This is a genomic window from Colwellia sp. BRX8-7, assembly GCF_014077275.1.
GTDB lineage: Bacteria > Pseudomonadota > Gammaproteobacteria > Enterobacterales > Alteromonadaceae > Colwellia_A.
On record NZ_JACGVP010000010.1, the window covers coordinates 115,856 to 141,846 of the forward strand.

A 25,991-nucleotide genomic window follows, 5' to 3' on the forward strand; every position below is an offset into this window, starting at 1 on the left:
GGCACTTGCGATAATCTCCTAATAGATAAATAAAAACGCTGACACATTACGTGTCAGCGTTTTTTTATTCGCTAATAAAATAGTTAGTCTGTAAAGGTAATTCTTGGTTTAGCACCCTTAGTAGAGTCTATTTTTGGTGAGCAAAGTAACAGCCTAGAAGAGGCGATGCCGTGCTCTTTTACCATATAATCTTTAAAAGCCTCAAGGCGCTGCCCAGAAATTTCAGCCAATTGTTTTATATCATCTATGTCGGTAATCTTAGTCCCTAACGGTTTATCAATGTCTTCTGGTGTTGCAATAGCACACAAGGTTAATTGTGTATCGAGCTTATCTGTCATCAGGGCTGAAAATTGAGCCAAAAATTGGCTTTGCTGAGCCGTTAATTGTGTTTCTTTTATTGGAAAGTTTAAATCACTAAAACGAACTTTTAATAAGTAATCACCCGCAGACATAGCAACAGTAACTACATTGGCGTAAGGCACAAAGGTAGTGATCAAATATTCTTTAGCAGCAGACATCGTTGCTTTTTTTACCAGTAAATTAATAAAACCACTCATGCCAAAAGAAGGATCATCAGTGCTACCTTTCAACGGAATATCTAGCTCTACGTTGCCATCACCATCTTTTAACATCCCTAAGGCAATGTTAAAAGGTATCGATGTTTGGCTTTTCACTGTGCCTGTTTCATGATCGTTTGCTGCACCTAGCTCCACACCTCTTAAAAATAACTTGGTCTTGCCAGCAATTTTTTTATCATCAACGGTTACATCTAGATCGACATCAAGCTGACCGCTTTTAAGTTCGTAGTTAAGTGCTTGCGCAATATAAGTCGATAATGAAGGCAAGCTGACCTCTTTGAAGAAACCATTCAATTTATAATAATCTTTTTTACTAAAAGGTTTAGCAACGGCAGATAAGTTGAAATTGGCGTATTTATCACTGTTACCGGTTAAGATAAAATTACTTTCTTGCTGTGGCTTTTGGTTATCAAAAGGGCCAGCGTTAAACGTTGTGATGTTAAATGCTCTTTTGTAATAATTACTTGTGCTGCGATCAATAAAAGTAATACCGGCGCTATCACCAAATGAAAAAGAATTAAGTGACAATAAAAATAAGCTTTCTTCGCTTTCTACTTCACCCTCAATGGTTTTTGGTGAATTAATTGTTTTGGCTAGCGGCTCGGCAACGGGCGGTTGATCTTTTGGTGAAGTGGGTAAGCCAGTAATATTTTTTTCTTCGTCTAAGTTGGTATCAATAGTTAAACCTAATAGGTTAATCGTATCGATGAATAGACCTTGCTGAGAGACAGTTACATCATTAATACTTAGGTTTTTGAATTGGGCTAAAGGGGGAAAATCATCTGTGGTATTTTCAGCAAATAGACTTTGCTCAATAATCAGATTTTTGATATTGGCAGTTATTAATGACTCTGTTGTAGTCACCGCAATATCATCAAGTTTTATTGCTGATACTTTAGCTAATAGTTGCGCGCCTTCACCTTCATAGGCCTTTAAATCTTTAATGTTTAATGAAGCGGTGCCGGTTATTTTAGGCGCTTGTTCATTAACAAGCGCAATAGAAAAGTTTTCTAAAGTTAGCGGAAAAATATTAAGTGCAAGCGTTTTGTTTTTTTGTGTCGCTTTAAAGTCAGTTGTTTTTAACTCAAAGGTTTCAACGTTAATGTCGGTGACATCAGTCGACAGAGAAATTGACTGCTTGCTATTAAGACTGATAGAACCCTGTATTGTTAGTGGTTCTTGCTCGGGGCTATTAGCGGTTAACAGCGGCTGTAATGGGGTGAGTGCTAATTCAGACAAGGTTATTTCAGAGCTTATTTTACGCTGCTCTGAAGTCAAATCGGCATTTAATTTTAAAAACAAAGGGGCCTTATTAATTAAAGCATTAAGTACAAGCTCTGCTTGTTGTGTTTTTGTCGAGGCAAGTGCATTTTTTATAACAAGTGAATTAATGATAAATTCTTGTTGGCTTTGTTCAATACCTAGATTAAAAATAGCATTGGAAAGGCTAAAATAGGGTAATGAAACTTGATAATTATTGGCGACCTCATTATTTGGATTTTTTGCTAAATCTGTTGTTTGTGCTGTAGGTGTTTCGACGGATGTTTTAGTATCGTTTGAATTATTGGCAATAACAAAGCCACCAATAACCGGTGCCTCACCATTTAAATTAACATCTAGATATAAGCCATCAATAGCAAACTCTGAAACATACAAAGTATCAGTTAATAGTTTAAATAAACTCACCGTAACGTTTAAAGACTTTAACGATATAAGGGGCTTATCGCTATTTTCTACGCTGACTATCTCTAGTTCTCGTATATTTAAATTCGACCAAAAAGGGTTATAACGTATGGTTGTTTTATCAGCTAGGGTGAGCTGCTGCTCATTAAGGTATTTAGTTAGGTAATGTCGACTAACAAATGGTGAAGAGAGCCAGATAATTAGCAAAAGAGCAATAATAAATAAGCCAATAAACTTAATTACTTTAGCTAAGGTTTTTATCGAAGAAGACATAGTTTTCCTAATTTAGGGAGCTGTTGTTATTAAAATTATTATTCATTAAATGAAGCGGATCTTTAATACTTTTGTATCATGTTCTGTTACACAAATGATGCTTAACGGCAATAATATTGTAAATGTGAGTAGGTTATTGACTTTTTTATCGACTGTCTAGTCTTATGGTTGGGATCTTGCCAGTAATCCAAGTCTTAAGTTATTTTTGTTGCTCAACAGTATCCAACACCGTATGCTGATTGTTAACTGGTCTGACCTTTGTTTTCTTCTATTCACGAATATTTTAATAATCCTATGACAAATCAAGAATCTTTATTTTTATCTCATGGAGATCATCAACTTCATTTAAGGCATATTTGGCAACAAAAGGGCGGTACGCCTATTTTTATGTTACATGGTGCTATTGAAAATGGCCTTATTTTTTATACTAAAAAAGGTAAAGGTCTAGCATGCTACTTAGCAGAGCAGGGCTTTGATGTTTATGTCGCCGATTTACGTGGCCGTGGTGAAAGCACGCCTCGTATTGATAAACATGCTGTACATGGTCAATTTGAAGCGATCACTGAAGATATTCCACATTTTATAAATTACATTTTTCAAGTCACACAACAAAAAATTCATCTTGTTGCACATTCCTGGGGAGGGGTTTTATTGGCGAGTACGTTGGCCAGATTTCCTAAAATAATTGAACGTATTCGTAGTAAAACTTGTTTTGGTACCAAGCGCATGGTGACGGTAAAAAGTTTAGAAAAAATGTTTAAAGTGGATATTGTTTGGAATAATGTCGCTCCTAAATTGGCAAGGAACAAAGGATTTTTAGATGCTAAAAAGCATGGTATTGGCTCTGATAATGAAACCGAACAATCGTTAGCCGATAGCGTCGCTTGGGTTAAAAAAAGTGCTTGGCATGATACGACAGATGGTTTTGATTACTTTCAAGCAGCTAAGTCAATTGATTGGCCTCCAACATGGCACTTTACTGGTAGTAAAGATAAAGTGTTAGGACATGCCAGCGATGTAAATATTTTCATTCAAGAATATAATCCGAAAGCGAAATTTACTTTGTTGTCAAAATCTTCAGGGAATATGCAAAATTACGATCACATTAATATTCTTACTCATCCTAATGCTAGAATTGATCACTATCCACAGTTAGTAAAATGGTTAAAATCTCACTGACTTACCGAACCGTTAGGTCGTTTTTTAAGTGGTTATACAGATAACCTTTTATCCGATACCTTATTAAGTCAATAATGTTATTAATTCAGTGTAGATATTTAGCCTATACTTTAGTACTTAAAAAGTTGCTGCAATCGCCTTTACTGAATGCTGCAAGGGTAAAAGCTATTCCTCTACCCTCCCACCGACAACATAAAATGATGTGATGCGTAAACATGAAGGTGTTATCAATGAATAACCTTGTTGTAGGTATTTATCTAGGATTAATCCTAGATAAATACTTTGTTTAATAACCCTAGTAAAAGATAAAATCAACATAACGACAAGCACAACTCATCCTTATTCAATGATAGGTCAGGCAGCTCAACTTTGTAAAAACAGCCATTGTTACCATTTATTACTTGGTATTAGAGGATAATGCTATTAAATTTGAACTATGTTAATTATTTGTAATCAATATTAGTTCAATATCTTTGTGTTCACTTAGATGGGCATAAAGGCTAGCAATAAATCAGACACCAAAGGATTATTATGTCAAAGATAGCAACAATAACGATGGTTTTATTATTAACGACTTTAGCTTCTCCTCTACTTCTAGCAAAAGCTAATAAATTAAATTTTAATAAATCTCAGCAAAGCTCGCAGCACAAAATAACAGGGAAGTTGCTGTATCTAAATGAGAAAGATGGTGATGTTGATCTACTTATTCATGATGATAACCGCTTTAGTTATTATCCCCGTATCAGTGAGAGTGGATTAGTTGAACAAGCACAGATTATTGATATTCCAGAAAACGCACAGTTCTTTAATCAAGCAACATTGGCGAAGCAAGTAGGCGAAGTGATTGTTTACTTAACAACTAATGCGGTGATGTCTTACAATCTAGAAGATAAAACCATCAGTAAATTGATAGACGTTGATACCTTATACAAGTACCAAGGCATTTTTGAGGTAAACTTTGGTGATTTTGTCCACGATTTTAATCAGGATGGCCTAAGCGATTTTATTACTCATAGTTTAGATACAACTCATATATATTTGCAAAACGCTACGGGAGCATTTACTCAACAATCCTTTGCTATATCACCTCGTATTGAAAAGTCAGGGCGTGGTCTGTCATTTACCCCACAAAATTTTTACCATGCTGACTTTAATCACGATGACAAAAAAGATATCGCCTTCCAAATTGATGATCAATTGATGGTCTTTGCTCAAACACCTACTCAGTTATTTGATCATAATCCCATGGTTATTAACTTAAATGCACATTTAGAAAATAAGAATTCTAAGATAAAAAAACAGCAAGGTGAAAAAAGTGCTTCTGTAAAGCTTGAAACCATTGAAGATATAAATGGTGATGGGCTCGTTGATATTGTCACCAAAGAGTCAGTACGAGAAGGCATGATGTCTAGAACTAATCACCTGATGATACGTTATGGGTTCATAGAAAATGGTCTGATGCAGTACAAAAAGGAAGCTGATGGTCATGCGACTTTTGATGGTGAAGGTATGATAAAGTTTAAAGATGTTGATGGTGATGGCTTGAAAGATTATTACACCTTAAGTGTTGAAATGGGCATAGGTACTATGATGTCGGCAATGTCTGGTGCTATAGATATGGATTTACGCTTCTATAAGTTGGAAAAAAACGGTAAGTATGTAAAAAAGCCTGTTTATGAAAATGAAGTTGAAATAGCAATTAATTCTGGCAGTGACGGTGAGGCACTAACCGATGTTAGCGACTTTAATGGTGATGGCATTAATGACTTGATCCTTAAAACTGATGATAAAGAATTTACCATCTACTCGGGGGCTAAAGGCAAACGTTTATTTGCTAAACGTGGCGCTGATTATGAAATTTCCTTACCTAAAAGTGTCCGCACTGAAATTAAAGATTTTAATAATGATGGTAAAGCAGACATCCTCTTTTTATATGGCACCCACTATGATGAAGATGAAGAGAAAGAAGTGGGCGAAAATAAACTGACATTATGGTTATCAGCGAGTTAATTAACACTAAAGTTCGCTATACTATCACGGGTGAATGCCGATGTTCTTTGCTGCAAGCAAATCAAAAGCCTTCCCTCTTTTTTAGCAATGTCATGGTGCTATGAATAACATCATGACAATTTTTAAGGTCACATTATGCGCTTTTTATCCCGTAGATTGGTTCTTCCTAATGATTTAAACTATGCAAACTCACTTTTTGGTGGCCGCGCATTAGCCTGGATTGATGAAGAGGCTGCTATTTTTGCTATTTGTCAATTAGAGACTAACTGTTTAGTGACTAAACATATTGGTGCGATAAATTTTGAATCACCAGCCGTGCAGGGTGATGTAGTTGAGTTTGGATTATCAACCAAAAGTGTGGGGAAAACGTCAATAACAATCACTTGTTTAATGCGTAATAAAATTACTAAAAAGACCATCTGTTTAGCTGATGATATTGTCTTTGTACAAGTCGACCCTGAAACTAAAGCACCTATCCCACATGGAAAAACCTTACTAGCTTTACAAGCTCAAGAAGCCGAATAAATCACGCCAGTTTAGATTCTCATCAAAAATATCCCTGTCATAAAAAATCAACATTTTCTGTTGATTTTTTTAGTTTTTTTATTGATTTTACTCCGCTAAAGAATCATTTTGAAATATTTATTTACATATGTAGATTATTTTATCTAGATATTTTTCTTGTGTGTTAGTGTGTTGGTGGTGTATAACACCTATATTGTTTTTATTTAAACATAAATAACAGAACTTAAGCATAACTACCGTTAGGAAATATTATGACACCTCAGTGGGATAATGAAAAACCGATATACCTACAGTTATACCAGCAAGTTGTTGCTCGTATTCTCGATGGTTATATCAAAGAAGGCGAAGCATTGCCATCAGTCCGAAAAGTGGCTGCAGAATATCAAGTGAATCCAATTACTATTTCTAAGGCGTATCAAATGTTACAGGATGAACAAGTTGTAGAAAAACAGCGTGGAAAAGGTTTATTTGTTAAATCAGGAGCGCAAGAGCTAATGCTTGATCGAGAGCGCGAAACTTTCTTGGTTCAGCAATGGCCAGAAATATTAAAACAAATAACGCGATTAAAACTTTCTGCTGAGCAGTTGCTAACAGGAGATAAGTTATGAATGAATTGATTTCTATAACAGGCTTAAACAAATCTTACGGTAAGAAACATGTTGTGTCTGATGTGAGCTTAAGTATTCATAAAGGACAAATTGTTGGTTTAGTTGGTCCTAATGGTGCGGGTAAAACCACATGTCTTCAATCGATGCTAGGTTTAATTGATTTTGAAGGTGATATTAATGTTCTTGGCCATCATCCAAGAAAAGACCGTGAAAAGATGCTTAACGATGTCGCCTATATTTCAGATGTCGCTATATTGCCCAAATGTTTAAAAGTTACTCAAGCATTAAGCTACATGAATGATGTTCATCCTAATTTCGATATTGAAAAAGCACGTACATTTCTGGCAAAAACTAATATCGATATGAATGATAAAGTGAAGGCTTTGTCTAAAGGAATGGTTACTCAGTTACATTTATCTTTAGTGTTAGCTATAGACGCTAAAGTGCTTGTTTTAGATGAACCAACGTTGGGGTTAGATATTTTAACCCGTAGACAGTTTTATACGCACTTATTAGAGGATTTTTATACGGAAGATAAATGTATTCTTATAACTACGCATCAGATTGAAGAAATTGAGCATATTTTAACGGATGTTGCCTTTATTCAAGAAGGTAAAATTGTTATAGCTGAAAGCACTGAAAATATTCGTGAACGTTTTACATTGTTAACCGTAACTCAGGACAATATCGAGCAAGCAAAGCAATTTAAACCGCTCTTTTCAAATAGTTTAATGGGGTTAACGACCATGCTTTTTGACAATCAAAAAAATGAGGACTTACAAACGTTGGGTAAAATAAGCGTACCGAGTTTAGCTGACATTTTTGTTGGCGTGATGACCAAGGAGATATGTTCATGAACACGAAAGTATTAACAACTTCAATTAAAAAAGAATTATGGGAATTTAGCAATATTCTAAAATGGGTGCCCATGGTTATCGCTGCTTTGGTCATCGTGATGCCTCTCGCTATTTTTATGCAAAGTAATGAAAGTTTTAGTGACTTATTTCAGTTTTTAACGACATTCCCTGAACAGTTTTTTTCTGCTGAGCATGCACCAATGATTCCTAAGTTATTCTTTGTAATGGCTCTTTCTTTATTTGCACCCTTTTTAGTGGTGGCGTTAATCATTCAGCTTTATTATTTTACTGTATGTCTATTTGATGAACGCAGAGATTTATCTATTATGTTTTGGCGCTCGTTACCTGTTTCTGATGTCACAGCAATTATTGCCAAATTAATTACCGGAGCCTTGGCAATTCCAGCTATATTTTTAGGAGCCGCAACCGCTACTTTGTGCTTGATTCTTTTGTTAGCGTTTTTAGTTTGCATTATATTGTCGGTTGGTTACGATGCTAGCTTATGGGCATTGTGGGTTGAAGCTGATATTTTAAGTGGAGTATCACTTATTTGGTTACACCTTATCCCTCTTGCTATTTGGATGTTACCTTTGTTTGCATGGTTAATGTTAGCGTCTATGTATGCGAAGAAAGCACCATTTTTATGGGCAATATTACCTGTCGCCGTTGTTTTATTAGTGGAAGGCTTTGTCGTGCACTACTTCCATTTATCGCAATTCTATATAGGTGGCTTATTACTTGAGTATTTCTCACTTTCATCACAATTTGTTGAATCTGTACAAGGGCAAGAAAATTTTGCCAGAACGGTACCATTGCAAGCACTTATTACTAAATTAAATATAGGAAGTGTATTAGTGGGTATTTCATTACTTTATGGCACATATTGGTTAAGAAAGAATAAAGCTGAGGTGTAACTCAATTACAGAACATTAATCTTTATTATTTAAATCTGCATCACCAACATATTCAATATGTGAATGATGCAGTTTTTTTTATGGGTTAAATTAATTAACCAGAATAAAGATGAGTTATTATTTGTTGTTAAATATACTTGAGGCAGTTCTATTCTGAATGTAGCAGAATAAATTATTAATGTGTGAACAGGTAAGGAGTCGGTTATTCTTGCTGAAAACTAGATACGCTATAGTTGATACTATAGCGTGATAAAGATAAATTAAGCGGTAACTATTTTTGCAAAAAAACCTTCAACTTGTAGCTTTAAGCGATTTTTAACCTGCTTATTGAGCCCTAGTGTAAAAAGTATACTTGAAAGCGTGATAACAATAATCACTGTTTTATATAACTTAATACCCGTAAATAAAATTAAAACCATTAATAACAGTGTATAGGTTAACCCCATTACGGCAAGACATAAGCACAAACCTTGCACTTCTTTATTTTGAAATATCTTCATGCTTTATTTCTCTTCTTTGTTCAATATGAATTAGCTTAGCAAAGTTATCTTATTCACTCTATAGCCAAATTAATTACAAATGTTACATGAGGTTTCGAAAGTTAATTTAAAAAAATGTCACGAAATAAAAAGTGATGGTGTCTTGGTAATGAAATAGGAAGTTTCTGTCTTCCTATCGATTACAACAAGGAAAAATGATGAATATAGTACATATAATATTAACCGTACTCGTGATTTCGATAAGCCTGAATACCAAAGCTGAAAGTTGCATTAGTGTTGAGGTGCACGGTGAAGGACAACCGATAATTTTAATTCCAGGACTAATGAGTAACGGCGAGGTTTGGCAGAAAAGTGAAGAATATCTAGCAAAAAATTATCAGGTGCATACGGTGAGTATTGCAGGATTTGCAACGACAGCCCCATGCCCTAGTGCAGATAATATTATACCCGCGGTAAAATCTGAATTATTGAGCTACATACAAAAACATCAATTACAAAAATCAGTATTAATAGGGCATAGCTTAGGGGCTTTTTTATCTTATAGTTTAGCGATAAAAAATGAGGCACTATTTTCTGCCATTATTGCGGTCGACGGCTTACCTTATATTGCGCCAATATTTACAAAAACAGCTGCGACTATACCAAAAGATATGCAACGACAAGCTGACTACATTCGAAGTATGTATCAACAAGCAACGACTCAGCAAATGGCTGATATGACTAAACAAACCATTGCTATTCAAGCCACATCAATAGAAAATCAGCAAGCGGTTATTGCTATGGCAAAAGTGTCTGATCAAAAAACAGTGGCTTCAGCTTTGCATTTTTTATTACTCAATGATTTACGAGAGCCATTAAAGCAAGTGAAAACGCCCTTACTGCTTATTGCTGCGCAAGGTGCATTTACCGATGAAGAATCTCGACGATTTGCTACCGTGTTATATCAACAACAAATAGAAAATGTGCCTAATGCCCATTTAATTACCAACATTGATGCTCGACATTTTATTATGTGGGATGATAATAAATGGTTAATGGCACAAACAGATATATTCTTACAGGGAGTGTTATAAAATGCTATTTACTGATGAGCAACAATTACTTCCTGATATCGCACTAGCAAAATCGGGGGATCAACTCGCCTTTACCCGTTTAATTGAACAACTAACAAATACCGTAGGCGCTATTGCTTTAGCTATTACCAAAGATCTCGATAGCAGTGAAGATGTGAGCCAAAAAGTTTTCATTAAAGTATGGCGAGAAATCAACCAACTTAAAGAGAATATAAGCTTTTTACCTTGGGTTCGACAAATCACCCGTTACACCGCGTTAAATCATATAAGAGACGAAAAGGTTAACCGTAACGTAAAAGGTGATGAAACCGATATTTTACTTGCCACACTTGTTGACCCAAGTCATTCGGGCGATGCAAGTTTACTGCGCGAAGAACAAAATACTTTAATTCAAACGCTATTAGCAGAGCTACCCGACGAGAGTCGAGAAATTGTTTTGTTATATTACAGAGAGCAGCAAAGTAGCCAGTGTGTAGCTCTGCTATTAGGTTTAAACGAAGCGACGGTTAGAAAACGTTTAAGCCGCGTACGAGCATTAATAAAAGAACAAGTCTTAGCACGTTATGGCAAAGTTATTTTATCAACGAGCCCGTTAGGTTTTACGGCGTTAGTTTTATCAGGACTTTCAGTGAGTTCACCTGTTGCTGCAGCTGTTGTCACGAAAAGTATTGTGAGTAGTCAAAGCCATTGGTTAGTAAAAGTACTATTGGCTTTAGGAGGCGCAATGATCGGCGCTTTACTCGGTATGGTGGCAAGTTATATTGGTATGTCCAAAGTCATTGAAAAGATGGTAGATGAAAAACAAAAAGCTCAGCTTAAGGTGTTACGTAATAAAACAGCTTTTCAATTGTTCCTCAGTGGTATTTTTTTCACGTTAAGTTATGAATTCACAGAAGGTTGGGGGATGCCTTGTTTATGTTTTATAACATTATTTTATTTTATTTATCGTTCAACTCAACAAGTGAACACACTCGTGGGGCTTTCGATTGCTACAACAGAATTAAGTGACACTGATTTGATTAAGCAATCAAAAAAAGATAAGTTATGGTGCCAGTTCGGCTTGATAATGGGCTTCTTGGGGGGGGGGTCAGGTTTACTTGTTGGTTTATACAATAGCGGCCGTTTTGCGACTTTTTGGTAATAAAAATATAGATTTAAATAGGAACACTATGCAATTAAATGAATTACTTGAAAAGGTAAATGCTACCCCAGAACTGATTGAATTTAATGAAGTGATGGCGGTTATTTCTGCTAATTACCATTATCAGCCATGTGCATTTGAAAATGGTGAATTAACTAATCTGTCAGGCACGAATGAAGGTTCATGTAAAATTTTTGCTTTTGCACAATTACAGGGGCTATCTAAAGAAGCAACATTGGCGTGTTTTGGTCATTATTACCGCGAGGATGTTATGTTGAATTCTGCGGGGACAGATCACGGAAATATTAGAAACTTCATTAAGCAGGGCTGGCAAGGTATTAATTTTTTTGGTGTTGCGCTTTCGTAATTATGCCTCTTCTATTAGGTATTGTTCGTAACCTTTTACGCCAAAATATCGAACAGATTTTTTTAGTTTGATCATTTTGGCGATAAGTGACTCACCAAAATAAACTTTTACGACTTGTTTTTCGCCATTAGTGTCGCTTTGGTATTGATGGAGCGGATTGTTTCTTAAATTATCAAACGCTGTTTTCATAATTAATTTCAATGGCTTAATTTTCTTCTTTTAACGTGCTGGTATATTTACTGACTATAGCACTTATTTTTCTATTATTTATTAAGCTATTAATAGCTTGGTTTATGATCGGCACGATATGCGCTTTAGATTTATGTATACGTAACGGGCGTAGGGAATGTTCATGAACTTGACCTATGACAACGGTTAACTGATGACTTCTACTCAGGTAGTTAACTATGGTTCTATCGACAATGCCGACTGGTAACCTATTGCCTTCAATAAGTTTTAATAATTTCAGTTCACTTTCAACATCATAACGGGTGAAAACGGTATCAAAAGCGTAGCCAAATCCGTTGATCGTTGCAATGGTTTCATCTGCTAACGGACCTATATTTCTTAATTTTCCTTTCGGAAATACATAAACGTCTTCAGTTTTAAATAGCGGTTGGCTATAGATAGAAATAGCCGTTTCGTTTGCTCGCCACGCGCCAATAGGACAACATTCGATATCGACTTTACCGTCGGTAAAGCTAGAACGTACTCGTGCAGAAGAGAGATAAACAAACTCTAATTGATAAGGGGTTAGTTTAAATATCTCTTGAAACACTTCGACATAAATACCGCGATGCTCTTGTTCACCAAATGAATAAGGAGGCTTTCCATCGAAGGAGAGTGCCACCCTTATCGTTTCTGCTTGAGCGCTTAAACTGATAAACAATAAAATACAAATCCACTTCATGCTATAAAAGACTCGTTGTTTCGGTTTTCTTCTGTCTCAATTATAACAAAAATAATAGCTTGTGCTTAAATTATTACTTCTGATGAATTAATCGCTCGAGCTCTTGTTTGGACAAGTAGTTTTCCATGGTTGAACGCAGTAATTTGTATAATAAAATTGAGCCATCAATTTCTTCTTTACGGTTGGTTAAACTCTCAATATTTAACCCTAATGGTAAATCGTAGGGTAAAACAGCATCGAGTATTTGTTGTAAAGTATTTAAACAGATGCGAATAGATTCATATAGTGGTTTTTCCGCATTAAGAATACGTAAACTAGTCGCTTCAGGAACACTAACACCTAACCATTCAATAAATTCGAGTGTTTTTTTACTGCCACAAGGTGAAAATGTTAAAATTATCCGCTGAGGCTTTAATCCTTGCTGCTGACATTCAATCGCATAGCGCGTCAACATATCTATAGTGGCTTGTGGATTATAGATAGCTTGAGAAATAAAGAAATTGCAGCCCTGTTGATGTTTTTCTATCAACCGAGTATGTTCATTACCTTTATTTGCATGACGTTCTGCAATGGTGATCCCACCGATAAAGAAATCATTTTTATTATCAACTAAGGTTTTATAAGCACTGGCAAGTGGCAATGAAATCGTGTTTTTTTGCGAAGGGCTACCAACAAGAACAACGTCACGAATGCCATATGTGTGCCAAGCTTCATTTGCCCATTGATCAAAATCATCGTTATTTGACTGAATAACACTTTTATAAGTGATTACGGGTCGTTGAGATTGATTCTGCAGTAATGATGAATAATAACGGGGATCTAATGTTGATTTAAAAGGAAAAGGACGCGGTACATTGGTACGCGAATTTTCGTCTTGTATATCATAAACAATCAAACCATCAAAATCGATATCACTGACACGTTCAAGCAGCTTATTAGCAATAATTTCAATTTGCTCTGCTGGTGTATCACTTTTAGGAGGTGTTGTGCCAATAAAATAGACGCCGCGTGTATTATCGTTATAGCGAGCTCTTAATTCTGATCCTATGTTCACTTTATTCTATACCGTAAATTTGATAAAACTGATGTCATGATAATACCTTTTTAGCCACTAAAAATCTTTGTGATATTTATATTTTATTGTTAATAAAAAATAAAAATGGCATTAATCATTTTTATTTTAGTTATTTTTTATCAAAGTTATCATTAATAATTTACAAATAGTTTACAAAAAGAGTTGACGTAATACTTCGTAATGATAGGTTAGCTCTATATTTAATTAGCTGTACAGTGTTGGCAATAGAACTCAACAAGTTATTGCTGTATATAAAAAAACTAAAAAAACTAAAAAGAGAAGATTATGAAATTGTCTGCAAACCCTTTTCAAGCTTGCTTGGATACTATACTTTCACCCCTTGTTGCTTTTGATACGGTTAAAGAGAAAAAAGGCTGGTCATGGTTACCTTTTATTCTGCTGACTAGTTCTACTTTTGTGTTATTTATCTATTACTTTAGTGTTGTTGATTTTACTTGGTTAAAAGAGCAAATGATTAACCAAATTGCGGCGTCAAAACCGATGACCGATGATGAGCTTAAAGCCGTAGCAAGTTTTTATCAAAAGGATACCATGATTTGGACAACCGCTATTGGTGGCTCTTTAGGTTTTGTGGTTATTAACATGCTGACAGCCGTCTATTACCACATAGTGACGAAAGTCAGCGCGGCAAGTGAGTATAAATTTACTCAATGGTTTGCGTTTACTTGGTGGGCAAGTTTTCCTGCTATTATCTCTGTCGTGCTAAGTGCACTTGTTATTATATTTGCTGGCGATGGTAGGGTGTCAATGCAAGATTTGCAGCCAACAAGTTTTAATAGCTTATTATTTTCTGTTGAGGCAAACAATGCTTGGTTTGGCCTGCTTGAAGCGATTAACTTATTTTCATTTTGGCTGATTGCAGTGACCACTATCGGTCTGCGCTCTTGGTTGAATATTAACACTCAAAAAGCATTTTTTATTGCTGCTGCTCCACAAATACTTATCTTTATTTCTTGGGCTTTATACATAATGTTTATCGCTTAAAAAGAGCACGATTTTATGAAAAAAATACTGATTATTATTGCGGTTATTATTGGGCTAGTCAGTTTAGCTTACTTTAAAAAAACGGGTCAATCCCAGACGCTTGAAGTTAAGGTTCAGCAAGTGGCTGCTGAAAACATTAAACGTTCAATTTTGGCCTCAGGCACTTTAGTTTATAAAGAGCAGGTTCAGTTACGCTCTGAAGTTATTGGCCAAGTCAGTGAAATGTTAATAGAAGAAGGTGATGAGGTGACTAAAGGACAAGTATTAATGCGCCTTGAACCTCGTACTTTCCGTGCTGATGTTGAGCAACAAGCGGCTTTTGTTCGTATTCAAAAGATTGCCATCGAGCATCAAAGCAAGAAAATTGAAAACTTAAAATCTCAATGGCAGCGCAAACATGACTTATATCAACGAAAAATTCTTGACCGTGACGCTTATGAACTTATCGACAATCAATACGCATTAGCAAAAATTGATTTACGTTCTCGTCAAGAATCTTTACTGCAAGCGCAAGCTACACTTGATAAAGCACAAGAGCGTTTAGATAAAACCGTTTTTCGTTCTCCTATAAAGGGTATTGCGACGTCAGTTGATATTAAACAAGGCGAAACAGCCATTAGTGGCAGCACAAATATTTCAGGATCGAATTTAATTACTTTAGCTGATCCCTCTTCTATTCTCATTGAAGTAGAGGTCGACGAAGCAGATATTGCAAATATTCTTGTTGGACAGCAAGCCGATATCTTTGCGGTCGCCTTTCCTGATAAAGCGCTTAAGGGGCAAGTTCAGAGCATTGCCACCACAGCTAAGCGCGCACAAGGACGACAAGGTTTAAGCTTCAAAGTTAAAATATTATTGTCTGACTCAAATACTATCGCCGTTCGACCTGGTATGAGTTGTCGCGCCGAAATATATACCCAGAGTAAAAGTAAAACGATAGCGGTACCCAGTGAGTCAGTCATTTTTGCTACACAGGGCAAGAACGTTCAAGTAGACGATGAGACCGATAACGAAGCGCTTGCAGATAATGTTGACCACGTATTTGTGCTTATTGATGGTAAGGCTGTAAAGCAGAATGTTGAGCTAGGTATCTCAAATGATCGCTTACAAGAAATTACTTTAGGCCTAAAAGTAGGTGATAAAGTGATCATTGGACCCGCAAGAGCACTTGGTAAATTAAAAGATGCTCAGTCGGTGAAAGTGATCGATAAAGAGGCATAAATGATGTCTAACATTTCTCAAGAAAAAAAAGTGATAGCGCCAATTATTTCATTAAGAAATATCGCTCGCCTTTATAAAATGGGTAATCAAGCGTTTTATGCACTCAATAATTTTGATTTGGATATTCAATATAATGACTTTATTGCTATAACCGGACAGTCGGGGTCAGGTAAATCGACCTTGATGAATATTCTTGGCTGCTTAGATTATCCAACAAGTGGTGAATATAAACTTAAAGACAGAGATGTAGCTAAGCTTGATGAAACAACTCTGGCGGGTATTAGAAATTTAGAAATTGGCTTTATTTTTCAAAGTTTTAATTTATTACCCAGATCAAGTGCTTTACAAAATGTCATGCAACCATTGATATATCGAGGCATGCCAATCAAAGAACGCCGTATAAAGGCTAAGCTAGCCTTAACCCGGGTCGGTTTAAAAGACCGCATTGACCATTTACCGAATCAGTTGTCTGGTGGACAACGTCAGCGTGTCGCTATCGCTCGGGCATTAGTCACTGAACCTGCGATATTGTTAGCAGATGAACCTACCGGGAATTTAGATTCAGCAACCACAATGGAAATTATGGCACTGTTTGATGAGCTTCACCAAGATGGCCAAACCCTAATTATTGTAACCCATGAACAGGAAATAGCCGATCGTTGTCAGCGAGTTATACGCTTAACTGATGGCTGCTTAGTTGCTGATTCATTAAACCCAAATATTGAACAGCACTATAAAGAGCAGCAACTGATAAAGGAGAGTGCTAATGTCTAGTGTTTTCTTTAAAATTGTTGAGAGTACTCGTTCAGCGGCACATTCGGTGCGTGCTCACGGTTTTCGAAGTTTTTTAACAACCTTAGGTATTATTATTGGCGTTGCCTCAGTGATTGCTGTTGTCTCTGTCGTACAAGGATTAAGCAGCAGTATTACTTCGCAGTTCGACGATATGGGCACTAATGTTGTCAGTATTAATGCTTTTACGCCGCTAAAAGAACGTCTTCAAGGCAAAGTTGCCAAATTAACTTACCGTGACTTTTTAGAAATACAGTATAAAGTTTCAGGCATTAGCCATATCACTCCAACGGTTGCCGCAACAGGCCCAAATGGCGTAGTTCAGTATAAAGGGGAGTCAACGGCAACACGCGTTGTCGGTACTGGCTCTAGTTATCAATCCCTATATGGCATCTTTCCTGAAACGGGGCGCTTTTTTAATATAAATGATGATAAGTCTCGACGCCGCGTAGCCGTGTTAGGGGACTCGATTATAGACAAACTTGAAATCAAAGGTTCTGCTGTTGGTCAGTATATTATGATTGGCGGTGAGTGGTTTAAAGTGATTGGCGTGCTAGAAAAGCGTGGTAAACTTTTTGGCTTTGATCAAGATGACTTTATACTGTTGCCTTATACAACAACAAGAGCTTTGTTAGGTGGTGCTGAAGAACCCGATATCAGTATTTCGCTGCAAGTGGACGATGCAAATCAACTTGAAAGTATTAAGCAGCATATTCAAAATCTACTGCGTCGAAATCATAATATATCTAAAGAAACAGCGGATGATTTTAAAATTAGTACCGCAGAGCAAATGCTTGAAACCGTCAATAGTATTACCTCAAGTACGACTATGGTGCTCAGTGGTGTTGTTGGTATTTCATTATTGGTAGGCGGTATTGGTATTATGAATATTATGCTGGTTTCAGTGACTGAACGCACCCGCGAAATAGGTATTCAAAAAGCGCTTGGCGCAACGCGAGTTGACATACTGCTACAATTTCTAATTGAAGCGGTGTTCTTGTGTTTATTAGGAGGACTAATTGGCTTAGCTATTGGCTATGGTATTGGCGCATTAGTGAGTAATTTAATCGACTTACCCTCTGCAGAAGTTCCGTTGTGGGCGGTGATGTTGTCGTTTGGTTTTAGCGCGGGAGTTGGGCTATTATTTGGTATTATACCTGCTGCGAAAGCGGCTAACTTAGATCCTATTGACGCACTACGCTATGAATAACTAACGCGAGTATTAATGGTAAGGACCACTTATCTTCGAGGTTAAGTAAAGTAAGCCAATATTTAATTGATTAAAAAAAGCCCAGTCATTGACTGGGCAAAAAATATAAGGGATAAACACAATCAATCAAAAAAGGTTAACTTTCGTTGCCTGCTATTGATTTATTAACCGTAGAGACGGGACGTTTTTGCAGTAAACTTTTACCATTTATCGCAATTTTTCTTGGTTTTAACGCTTCAGGTATTTCTCTCTCTAAATCTATATGCAGCAAACCATGCTCCATAAAAGCACCGATGACTTTGACATGTTCACCGAGTTGAAATTTACGTTCGAAGTTACGCTCAGCAATACCTTGATGTACAAAGTTTCTTGGTGAACCATTATCGTTGACAGGTTTGGTACCGGTAACGATTAAGGTGTTCTCTTTTGATTCAATTTCAAGGTCTTCATCGGCAAAGCCAGCAATAGCCATAGTAATACGATATTGGTCTTCGGCAAGTAATTCTACATTGTAAGGGGGGTAAGATGATTGCTTGTCTGTACGAGACGCTTTTTCAATTAAACCCGCTAAGTGTTCAAAGCCAATAAATGAACGGTAAAGTGGGCTGATATCTGTTTGTATACGCATAATTCATATCCTATTAGTTATACCCATAATTGAGATGTAAGGGTATTAGCAATATGGGATCTCTTTTGAATATTTCTGTGCTTACTATAACCAACATAAAGTCGCGATATAGCTAGGCTGAAATTATTATTCTCAGAGATTTAAGGTGCCTTTCAATATTGAACAGGCGGTTAATGTAGTCCCGTTTAGCTTGTGGCGACTACATTAATAAAGATGGGCGCGATGTTTTATTTTTCAAGTTTTAAATTTAAATTAAAATTGATTTTAATTTAAGTCTTTGAAATGTTGTGATTTATTATTTGTCGTTATTCTCTTGAACCGTTTCCATATCCAGTGTTTCACTTGGGCTTAATGCTTGTATGGTCGAAAGGGCTAATTCATAATTAGGGTGCTTTGAAATATCAGCAACAATTTCCTTGTAAGCGATCATTCCTGATGAATCAATAATAAATATCGCTCGCGTTAATAAGCCCATATCTTTAATGAGTAAGCCGTAATTACTACCAAAGTTGCGCCACACTGAATCAGATAAGACCGTTATTTTATCGATACTTTCTGCTTCACAAAAACGTTTTTGCGCAAAAGGTAAATCATTGCTAATCGTTAACACAACAATGTCTTGGGGTAATTTAGCCATTTCTTCGTTGAAACGTTTTGTTTGTAAGGCACAGACGCCCGTGTCTAAACTTGGTACCACAGAGATAAGAATGTTTTTTCCTGAGAATGCTTCGAGAGTTACCGGCACAAAGCTGGCATTAACCACTTTAAAATTAGGGGCTTTTTGACCAACATCAACTTGTGTACCTAATAGCGTGATGAATTTGTTATTTGCCTTAACTAAGTCAGTTGTTTGTTGTAAATTATCTTCATCAAGTGGCTTTGCAGATGCGACAAAAGTGCTCAGGCTATTTAAAGTTAAAATCAGTGAAAAAGTAAGAAATACGGTTGAAAATTTCATAATGTTAAGCGCGCTTAAAAATTTTGGATAAAGAGATGTTAACTTTGACGATAAAAAATAGCCATTATTTAGTGCTTTATTTCAAATATTATCTATTGTTATTTATAGATAAACAGTAAAATGTTGAAAAATCATCACCACAACTATTATCTGAAAATAGGAATAACGAAAATATGTCAATACCCTTGTTAATTTGTGATGACTCAAATATGGCGCGTAAGCAGGTAGCACGTTCTTTACCTGATGATTGGGATGTCGAGATAAGCTTTGCTACTAACGGCGAAGAAGGCATTCAAGCAATAAAAGCTGGTAAAGGTGATGTACTTTTACTTGATTTAAATATGCCTGTGATGGACGGTTACCAAGTCCTTGAAACTATTATTAAAGAAGACTTAAACACTATGGTGATTGTAATTTCTGGCGATATACAGCCAGAAGCACACCAACGTGTTACGAGCTTAGGTGCTCTAGACTTTATTCAAAAGCCAGTCAATAAAACCAAACTAACAGAAATATTATTGGCTTACGGTATTTTTACCCAAGACAGCGAAGAAGAAAAGCCTTTACCCGTTGAAATCGAAAAACCACCGGTGATAGCTCCAGCTCCTAAACATAGCGAGTTGGCACCACTGACACAAGCGGCAGAGACAGTTAGTATTGAAAGAGAACAATCAGATGAAGCGTTTTTCTTAGACCCTGAACTTCGAGACTGTTACCAAGAAATAGCCAACGTCGCTATGGGACAAGCAGGAGATTTATTAGCGCGTTTACTTGATGTGTTTGTTGTTCTCCCCATTCCTAATGTCAACTTAATTGAAGTTAGTGAACTGAGCATGGCGCTCTCTGATGTAGAAGAACAAGAAAGTACTTCGGGAATTTGCCAAGGATTTATTGGCGCGGGTATTTCTGGTGAAGCACTACTTATTTTAAATGACTCAAGTTTTAAAGATGTTGCTTCATTAATGAATTATAAGTATGAAGTTGATGAAAGTACTGAGCTTGAATTATTAATGGATCTAGCCAATGTACTTATTGGTGCTTGTTTAAATGGTGTTTCTGCCCAATTAGATATGCCTTTTAGCCAAGGCCACCCCGTTGTTTTAGGACAACATAAAAAAATATCTGAGTTGATAGCGACCAACTCTAAAAAATGGAAGCGTACCTTAGCTATCGAAATTAGTTATAGCATTGAAGACTATTCAATCAAATGTGATTTACTCTTACTCTTTACCGAAGAGTCTATGCGTACACTCAATAATAAAATCTCTTACTTACTGGATTAACTATGTCATTAGAAACATCACAAATAAATGAATTACATTGGTTAATGGAAATGTTACACACCATCGATGTAGGATTGGTTGTACTAGATAGAGATTATAAAGTACAAATATGGAATGGTTTTATGGAGAATCATAGCGGTCTGTTACCCCGTGAAGTGAAAGATAAAGTGCTATTCCCTTTGTTTGATGAAATACCTGAAGCATGGTTTAAGCGCAAAGCTGAATCAGTCTTTTTACTAAAAAATAAAGCCTTTACAATTTGGGAACAACGTCCTTATTTGTTTAAGTTTCAAAATTATCGTCCTATCACAGGGGCGGCTGATTATATGTATCAAAATACTACTTTTATTCCTTTGATGTCAGCGACAGGAATAGTGACTCATTTATGTCTCATTATTTATGATGTGACTGATAATGCTTCTCATAAAAAAGACTTAGTTAAGGCGAATAAAGAATTAGCTATTTTGAGTCAAACTGATGGCCTAACAAAACTGTTTAATCGCACGCACTGGGAGCATTGCTTGCAAGCGGAATACAAGCGTTGGATCCGTAGTCAAAACCCTAGTTGCTTAGTGATGATTGATATTGATCATTTTAAAGTGGTTAACGATACCTATGGCCATGTCGTTGGTGACGAAGTTATTCGCCATATCTCAGGACTTATTCGCCATCATGTGCGTGAAACAGATGTTTCGGGGCGCTACGGTGGTGAGGAATTTGTTATATTATTAGCGGACACACCATTAGATAATGGTAAAGTATTTGCTGAACGATTAAGAGAAGAGATTGAAAAATCTGTGGTGAAATATAACGACATTGATGTTAAATATACGGTAAGTATGGGGATTGCTGAAATAGACATTAGTATTGAAAGTTATGAAGCTTGGATTGAGTGTGCTGATGCCGCTATGTACCGAGCAAAAGATAATGGCCGTAATCAAATAGCCTTGCACCCTAAGCAACTAGTTTAGTTCGTTACCAATAAGTCACAAAAAAAGCCCGTAAGGGCTTTTTTTATATAAAATATTTACTTTAGTGAGCGTAAACTTTTTTTCCATTTACCCAAGTTGCTATGACTTTATTCTTCCAGATATCTTGTTGGTTTTCCGTAAAGTAATTATCTTCTAATAAAATAAAGTCAGCTTTTTTACCTTTTTCTAAGCTCCCTAAAGTATTTTCTTGGTGTGCTGCATAAGCCGCGTCAATAGTAAAAGTTCGTAAGGCTTCTAAGCGTGTCATACTTTCTTCACTGAACCAGCCATTTTTCGGTTGGTTCTGATGATCTTGACGGGTGACTGAAGAGTGTAAACCAAAAAATGGATTAGGAGATTCCACTGGAAAATCTGAGCCTGCAGCGATTATAGCTTTGGCATTCATCAATTTACGCCATGCATAAGCACCTAAAATACGTTCTTCACCAATTCGGTCAACAGCCATGTTTTTATCACTGGTTGCGTGTGTAGCTTGCATTGAAGCGATAATGTTGAGCTCAGCGAAGCGAGGAATATCACTTAATTGTAATATTTGCGCATGTTCAACTCTATGACGAAGCGCTTCGGTATTTGTTGCTTTTATTTGGTGTTGATATAAATCTAGAACCACTTTATTAGCATTATCACCAATGGCATGAGTATTCACCTGAAAACCTGCCTTCATCGCAGTATTCATATACAAGGTTAACTTTTCTTTGTCATGTAACATTAAACCTTTATGACCAGTATGGTCTGAATAATCAGCAATTAAAGAGGCGCCACGACTACCCAAAGCACCATCGGCTTGAATTTTCACACTATTAAAATTAAGCATGTTATCACGGCTAGTGAATGGTCCTTGTTTGAGTGTTTCCTGCCAATTTTCAGAGGGTAAATACAACATAGCGTTGATACGCATAGGGAGGGCGTTTTCATTGCTCAATTCTTTGAATAGTTCAAGGTTATCAGTAAAAATACCAGCATCATGAACACTGGTTAAACCAAAAGAGACCAATTTATTAAGCGCTTTTTTTAAGACTAATTTTTGTTCTTGCTTGGTCAAAGGGGCAATGCTTTTAGTGATCAAATCCATGGCATTATCAATAAAAATTCCTGTTGGCTGACCAGAGTCATCACGAATTATATCGCCACCCGTTGGACTTTGTGTCGCTGATGTTATACCAGCAAGTTCCATCGCTTTGGTATTGGCCCAGCCCGCATGTCCATCAACACGTCTTAAGAATACGGGTTTGTTAGGAAAGTGTTTATCTAGCGATTTTGCTGTTGGAAATTGGGTGTTTTCCCATTGAGTTTGGTTCCACCCTTGTCCTTGTACCCAAGTAATATCTGGGTTTGCCTTTGCATAATTTATGGCTTTCTTTACCGCTGATTCTTCTGAAAGTGAGCCAAGTAAATTTGCTTGCATCAAACTTAAGCCGTAACTTAATATATGGCCATGAGCATCAATTAAGCCCGGAAGTAGTGTTTTACCTTGGCCATCGATAACAGTCATCTGTCCGGATTTAGGTAGTACTTCACCATCGATAAAAAGTTTATCAATTTTATCATCGGTAAATTGAATAGCCGTAAACTGCTTTAATTGTTGGTCAGCTAAAGTATAGCCCTGAACATTGGTGATAATGGTTGTTTGTGCGAAGGCGAAACTGGTAGAAGTCAGTAAAAATAAGGTTAAAGTGGCCAGGTGTTTAGTCAATACTTTCATAAATAAATCCTATGTATTATTGTTTTTTATGTTTTTTATTGAGCATAGGATAAAGGCAGAAAAATAAAATTAATAGTATTAATGGTAATAACCAATGAATAAGTTGCCAATATTGACTATAAAAAGTCTTTCCTTGGACGAGTTCAAGGTCAGCTTTAAGCACAGCGTCAGTAAATTGTGGCAGTGTGGCTTGAATATTTCCTTGGTGATCAACGATAGCGGTTACCCCATTGTTGGTGGCACGTAGTAGTGGTCGACCAAATTCCAAAGCGCGCATGCGAGCAATGTCTAAATGTTGATGTGGACCATGTGAATCGCCAAACCAAGAGTCATTACTAACCGTGAGTAAAATGTTGGTTTCGTCGGTAAAGTTAGCGGCTAATTGCTCAGGAAAGGCAATTTCAAAACAAATAAGCGGTAATAGATGAACGCCTTTAGCAACAAGATTGGGTTGAATATAGTCACCTCGGGTGAAAGAAGAATATTGTAAATTAAATATTGGCGCAACTTTTCTTAATATGTCACCAAAAGGCACAAATTCACCTATGGGTAGCAGGTGGTTTTTATAATAGCGGTTACTATGGTTATAACGGTAATGCCCAGTATCGTCGTTACTTTCTTTTTTACCGATGACAATCAGTGAATTGAAATAGGTTTTTGATTGATATTTGTAATCTAAAATACCGGTAATAATAGCACTATCATTGAGTGCGGCAGATCTATCGGCCATACTGAGAAAGTCTTGTGCAGCGGGTTCTAATGCTGTTACTGCTGACTCCGGCCAAACAATAATGTCAGCATCATAATTTTCTCGGCTGTGATCTAGGTATTTTAATTGGATGGGCCACTCTTTTTCGGGCTGCCATTTCATTGATTGTTCAACATTACCTTGTACTAAAGCAGCGGTAATTGTTTTGCTGGTCGGTGTTACCCAAGCAACATTCGTTAAAAAATAAGCGGAGATAGACACAGCAATCAATAAGAGTATATGTGTCTTACGATAGCAGTTATTTACAACATTAATAACCGCAATACTGATTACCAGCAGCAAAGCACTTATTCCTATTTCACCAATCAGTGGTGCAAAACTCGCTAGTGGACCATCGATTTGGCTATAGCCAATTGAAAGCCAGGGAAAACCAGTCAAGATGTTAGCACGCAAATATTCTGAAATAAGCCAGCAGGGTGGCAGTAACCATAGAGAGAATTTTTTCTTTGGCGCAAACCTCGTTGATAAATAACAAGCAAGTGCTGGATAAAGTGCCAAATAACAACACAATAACACCATCAATAACAATGAGAAAAATAGTGGCAAACCACCAAATTGATCAATACTGACATGCACCCAACTAATACCGCTACCAAACCAACCAAGAGCAAAGATGAAACCTTGTTTAGTGGCTGTCTTTACATCAGTACCATTAATAGAATGGAGAAATAACGGCAGCACAATAAGCATCAGCCACCATAGCGAAAAAGGTGCGTAGGCGAGCACTAAGCTGAGCCCCGCAAGGAAGCTGAGCCAGTTACGCTTATTAAATAAGTTATCGCGTAGTCGTTTTAGTAGGCGAGTGCCTAGTGTCTTGATCGCCATTGAGGTTAGTCGACTATCTTTCCATTGATTTTATGGTCTTTTGGAATCGTAATATGTAAGCTTTGGATACGGCGATTATCGCCAGCGGTGACTTTAAATTCAAAATCACCAATCGTCATTATTTCACCTTTTTTAGGCATATGGCCAAATTGATGTAACACTACGCCACCAATAGTATCGGCATCGTTGCCATCAAACTCAGTATTAAAATATTCATTGAAGTCATCAAGCTCTGTTAATGCCTTAACTTGATAAACATTACCGGCAAGATACTTAATATCTAGTTCAATTTCATCATCTGTTTCATCTTCAATTTCACCAACAATTAATTCAAGAATATCTTCAATGGTGACAACACCAGAAACGCCACCATATTCATCAACAACAATTGCCATATGATAACGCTGAGAACGAAACTCTTGTAATAACGGTTCAACTCTTTTACTTTCTGGAACAATAATCGATGGACGAATTATTTTGGCTATGATGCATTCTTCTTGTTGACCAAAGCCGTAAGCGAGCAGATCTTTAGCGAGTAAAATTCCCTCAATGTGATCAATATCGTCGTTAATAACAGGAAATCTAGAGTGACCAGACTCTAAAATGATAGGTAAAGAATGTTCAATCGGATCGTTGATATCAAGCGTGACCATTTGCGATCTTGGGATCATAATATCACGCACTCGCATATCAGAAACTTCTAATACACCTTGGATCATTAACTTGGTTTCTGGCTTAATTAAGTCGCGGTCTTCAGCGTCATTTAATACATCAACCAATTCGTCTTTACTTTTGGGCTCTCCGGTAAAGACCTGTACTATTTTATCAAGTATCGATCGATTTGCAGAGCCGTTGCTAGAGTGGGGGTGGTCATCGCTCATAGAGCTTATTTATTTCCTGTAAGGTTAACTTG

25 protein-coding genes are annotated in these 25,991 nt (G+C 36.6%); 15 read left to right on the forward strand and 10 right to left on the reverse strand.

The features are described 5' to 3' along the window. Positions 1 to 83 precede the first annotated feature (83 nt). Positions 84 to 2,534 carry a DUF748 domain-containing protein gene (locus H4J57_RS11450; RefSeq protein WP_182242975.1) on the reverse strand — a complete coding sequence of 817 codons (2,451 nt, stop codon included), beginning with the start codon at positions 2,532 to 2,534 and terminating at the stop codon, positions 84 to 86. Between the two features lie 294 nt (positions 2,535 to 2,828). Between H4J57_RS11450 and H4J57_RS11455 the strand changes: the two genes are divergently transcribed. The 6 genes from H4J57_RS11455 (at position 2,829) to H4J57_RS11480 (ending at position 8,627) form a co-directional block, all read left to right on the forward strand. Further along, on the forward strand, positions 2,829 to 3,713 hold the full coding sequence (locus tag H4J57_RS11455; RefSeq protein WP_182222102.1) for an alpha/beta hydrolase: 885 nt from the start codon (positions 2,829 to 2,831) through the stop codon (positions 3,711 to 3,713). A gap of 531 nt (positions 3,714 to 4,244) precedes the next feature. Continuing rightward, positions 4,245 to 5,723: a VCBS repeat-containing protein gene (locus H4J57_RS11460; protein WP_182242977.1), complete on the forward strand. Its 1,479-nt coding sequence runs from the start codon at positions 4,245 to 4,247 to the stop codon at positions 5,721 to 5,723. 135 nt (positions 5,724 to 5,858) lie between these two features. Beyond that, positions 5,859 to 6,248: an acyl-CoA thioesterase gene (locus H4J57_RS11465; protein WP_070376128.1), complete on the forward strand. Its 390-nt coding sequence runs from the start codon at positions 5,859 to 5,861 to the stop codon at positions 6,246 to 6,248. 251 nt (positions 6,249 to 6,499) lie between these two features. Beyond that, a complete protein-coding gene (locus H4J57_RS11470) occupies positions 6,500 to 6,856 on the forward strand; it encodes a GntR family transcriptional regulator (protein WP_182218583.1) in 357 nt (118 codons plus the stop codon). Then, complete coding sequence (locus tag H4J57_RS11475; protein ID WP_182242979.1) at positions 6,853 to 7,713, forward strand: ABC transporter ATP-binding protein; 861 nt, start codon at positions 6,853 to 6,855, stop codon at positions 7,711 to 7,713. Before H4J57_RS11470 ends, H4J57_RS11475 begins: the two co-directional genes overlap by 4 nt. Continuing rightward, a complete protein-coding gene (locus H4J57_RS11480) occupies positions 7,710 to 8,627 on the forward strand; it encodes an ABC transporter permease (RefSeq protein ID WP_182242981.1) in 918 nt (305 codons plus the stop codon). The genes H4J57_RS11475 and H4J57_RS11480 overlap by 4 nt, the downstream gene beginning before the upstream one ends. A gap of 260 nt (positions 8,628 to 8,887) precedes the next feature. Here the strand turns inward: H4J57_RS11480 and H4J57_RS11485 are convergent, their stop codons facing one another. Further along, positions 8,888 to 9,127 carry a hypothetical protein gene (locus tag H4J57_RS11485; RefSeq protein WP_182222105.1) on the reverse strand — a complete coding sequence of 80 codons (240 nt, stop codon included), beginning with the start codon at positions 9,125 to 9,127 and terminating at the stop codon, positions 8,888 to 8,890. Between the two features lie 197 nt (positions 9,128 to 9,324). On the opposite strand from H4J57_RS11485, the gene H4J57_RS11490 reads away from it, so the two are divergent. From H4J57_RS11490 to H4J57_RS11500, 3 genes are read left to right on the forward strand one after another with little or no spacing between them, the layout of a single operon-like run. After that, positions 9,325 to 10,200 (forward strand): alpha/beta fold hydrolase, encoded by an 876-nt coding sequence (locus H4J57_RS11490; protein ID WP_182242983.1) that lies wholly within the window; start codon positions 9,325 to 9,327, stop codon positions 10,198 to 10,200. A gap of 1 nt (position 10,201) precedes the next feature. After that, positions 10,202 to 11,341 carry an RNA polymerase sigma factor gene (locus tag H4J57_RS11495; protein WP_182242985.1) on the forward strand — a complete coding sequence of 380 codons (1,140 nt, stop codon included), beginning with the start codon at positions 10,202 to 10,204 and terminating at the stop codon, positions 11,339 to 11,341. 28 nt (positions 11,342 to 11,369) lie between these two features. After that, positions 11,370 to 11,708 carry a HopJ type III effector protein gene (locus H4J57_RS11500; protein WP_182222109.1) on the forward strand — a complete coding sequence of 113 codons (339 nt, stop codon included), beginning with the start codon at positions 11,370 to 11,372 and terminating at the stop codon, positions 11,706 to 11,708. Here the strand turns inward: H4J57_RS11500 and H4J57_RS11505 are convergent, their stop codons facing one another. The 3 genes from H4J57_RS11505 to H4J57_RS11515 all read right to left on the reverse strand — a co-directional run bounded on the left by H4J57_RS11505 (position 11,709) and on the right by H4J57_RS11515 (position 13,666). Then, the gene (locus H4J57_RS11505; RefSeq protein WP_259366450.1) at positions 11,709 to 11,897 is read right to left on the reverse strand and encodes a hypothetical protein; all 189 of its coding nucleotides are present in this window, start codon (positions 11,895 to 11,897) and stop codon (positions 11,709 to 11,711) included. Between the two features lie 16 nt (positions 11,898 to 11,913). Beyond that, complete coding sequence (locus H4J57_RS11510) at positions 11,914 to 12,618, reverse strand: ABC transporter substrate-binding protein (protein WP_182242987.1); 705 nt, start codon at positions 12,616 to 12,618, stop codon at positions 11,914 to 11,916. A 73-nt stretch (positions 12,619 to 12,691) separates the two neighbouring features. Further along, positions 12,692 to 13,666, reverse strand: coding sequence for a methylenetetrahydrofolate reductase (locus H4J57_RS11515; RefSeq protein WP_404842436.1), 975 nt, complete (start codon positions 13,664 to 13,666; stop codon positions 12,692 to 12,694). Positions 13,667 to 13,978: 312 nt separating this feature from the next. On the opposite strand from H4J57_RS11515, the gene H4J57_RS11520 reads away from it, so the two are divergent. From H4J57_RS11520 to H4J57_RS11535, 4 genes are read left to right on the forward strand one after another with little or no spacing between them, the layout of a single operon-like run. Beyond that, on the forward strand, positions 13,979 to 14,698 hold the full coding sequence (locus H4J57_RS11520) for a YIP1 family protein (protein WP_182242989.1): 720 nt from the start codon (positions 13,979 to 13,981) through the stop codon (positions 14,696 to 14,698). Between the two features lie 15 nt (positions 14,699 to 14,713). Further along, a complete protein-coding gene (locus H4J57_RS11525) occupies positions 14,714 to 15,919 on the forward strand; it encodes an efflux RND transporter periplasmic adaptor subunit (protein ID WP_182242991.1) in 1,206 nt (401 codons plus the stop codon). 33 nt (positions 15,920 to 15,952) lie between these two features. Next, positions 15,953 to 16,693, forward strand: a complete 741-nt coding sequence (locus H4J57_RS11530; RefSeq protein ID WP_310733593.1) for an ABC transporter ATP-binding protein — start codon at positions 15,953 to 15,955, stop codon at positions 16,691 to 16,693. Beyond that, positions 16,686 to 17,921, forward strand: a complete 1,236-nt coding sequence (locus H4J57_RS11535; RefSeq protein WP_182230468.1) for an ABC transporter permease — start codon at positions 16,686 to 16,688, stop codon at positions 17,919 to 17,921. Before H4J57_RS11530 ends, H4J57_RS11535 begins: the two co-directional genes overlap by 8 nt. Positions 17,922 to 18,057: 136 nt before the next feature. Here the strand turns inward: H4J57_RS11535 and H4J57_RS11540 are convergent, their stop codons facing one another. Then, entirely contained in the window at positions 18,058 to 18,549 is a 492-nt protein-coding gene (locus H4J57_RS11540; protein ID WP_182242993.1) for an Hsp20 family protein, read from the reverse strand. A gap of 295 nt (positions 18,550 to 18,844) precedes the next feature. Beyond that, the gene (tpx, locus tag H4J57_RS11545; protein WP_182242995.1) at positions 18,845 to 19,507 is read right to left on the reverse strand and encodes a thiol peroxidase; all 663 of its coding nucleotides are present in this window, start codon (positions 19,505 to 19,507) and stop codon (positions 18,845 to 18,847) included. A 173-nt stretch (positions 19,508 to 19,680) separates the two neighbouring features. Between tpx and H4J57_RS11550 the strand changes: the two genes are divergently transcribed. Together H4J57_RS11550 and H4J57_RS11555 are read left to right on the forward strand one after the other, a co-directional pair. Continuing rightward, the gene (locus H4J57_RS11550) at positions 19,681 to 20,790 is read left to right on the forward strand and encodes a response regulator (protein ID WP_182215489.1); all 1,110 of its coding nucleotides are present in this window, start codon (positions 19,681 to 19,683) and stop codon (positions 20,788 to 20,790) included. A 2-nt stretch (positions 20,791 to 20,792) separates the two neighbouring features. Continuing rightward, positions 20,793 to 21,761, forward strand: a complete 969-nt coding sequence (locus tag H4J57_RS11555; RefSeq protein ID WP_182222684.1) for a diguanylate cyclase — start codon at positions 20,793 to 20,795, stop codon at positions 21,759 to 21,761. Between the two features lie 61 nt (positions 21,762 to 21,822). On the opposite strand, the gene H4J57_RS11560 is transcribed toward H4J57_RS11555, so the two are convergent. From H4J57_RS11560 to H4J57_RS11570, 3 genes are read right to left on the reverse strand one after another with little or no spacing between them, the layout of a single operon-like run. Next, complete coding sequence (locus H4J57_RS11560; protein ID WP_182242997.1) at positions 21,823 to 23,484, reverse strand: amidohydrolase; 1,662 nt, start codon at positions 23,482 to 23,484, stop codon at positions 21,823 to 21,825. Between the two features lie 16 nt (positions 23,485 to 23,500). Beyond that, positions 23,501 to 25,078, reverse strand: a complete 1,578-nt coding sequence (gene lnt / locus H4J57_RS11565; protein WP_182243000.1) for an apolipoprotein N-acyltransferase — start codon at positions 25,076 to 25,078, stop codon at positions 23,501 to 23,503. A gap of 5 nt (positions 25,079 to 25,083) precedes the next feature. Further along, positions 25,084 to 25,959 carry an HlyC/CorC family transporter gene (locus tag H4J57_RS11570; protein WP_070376146.1) on the reverse strand — a complete coding sequence of 292 codons (876 nt, stop codon included), beginning with the start codon at positions 25,957 to 25,959 and terminating at the stop codon, positions 25,084 to 25,086. Positions 25,960 to 25,991 lie beyond the last annotated feature (32 nt).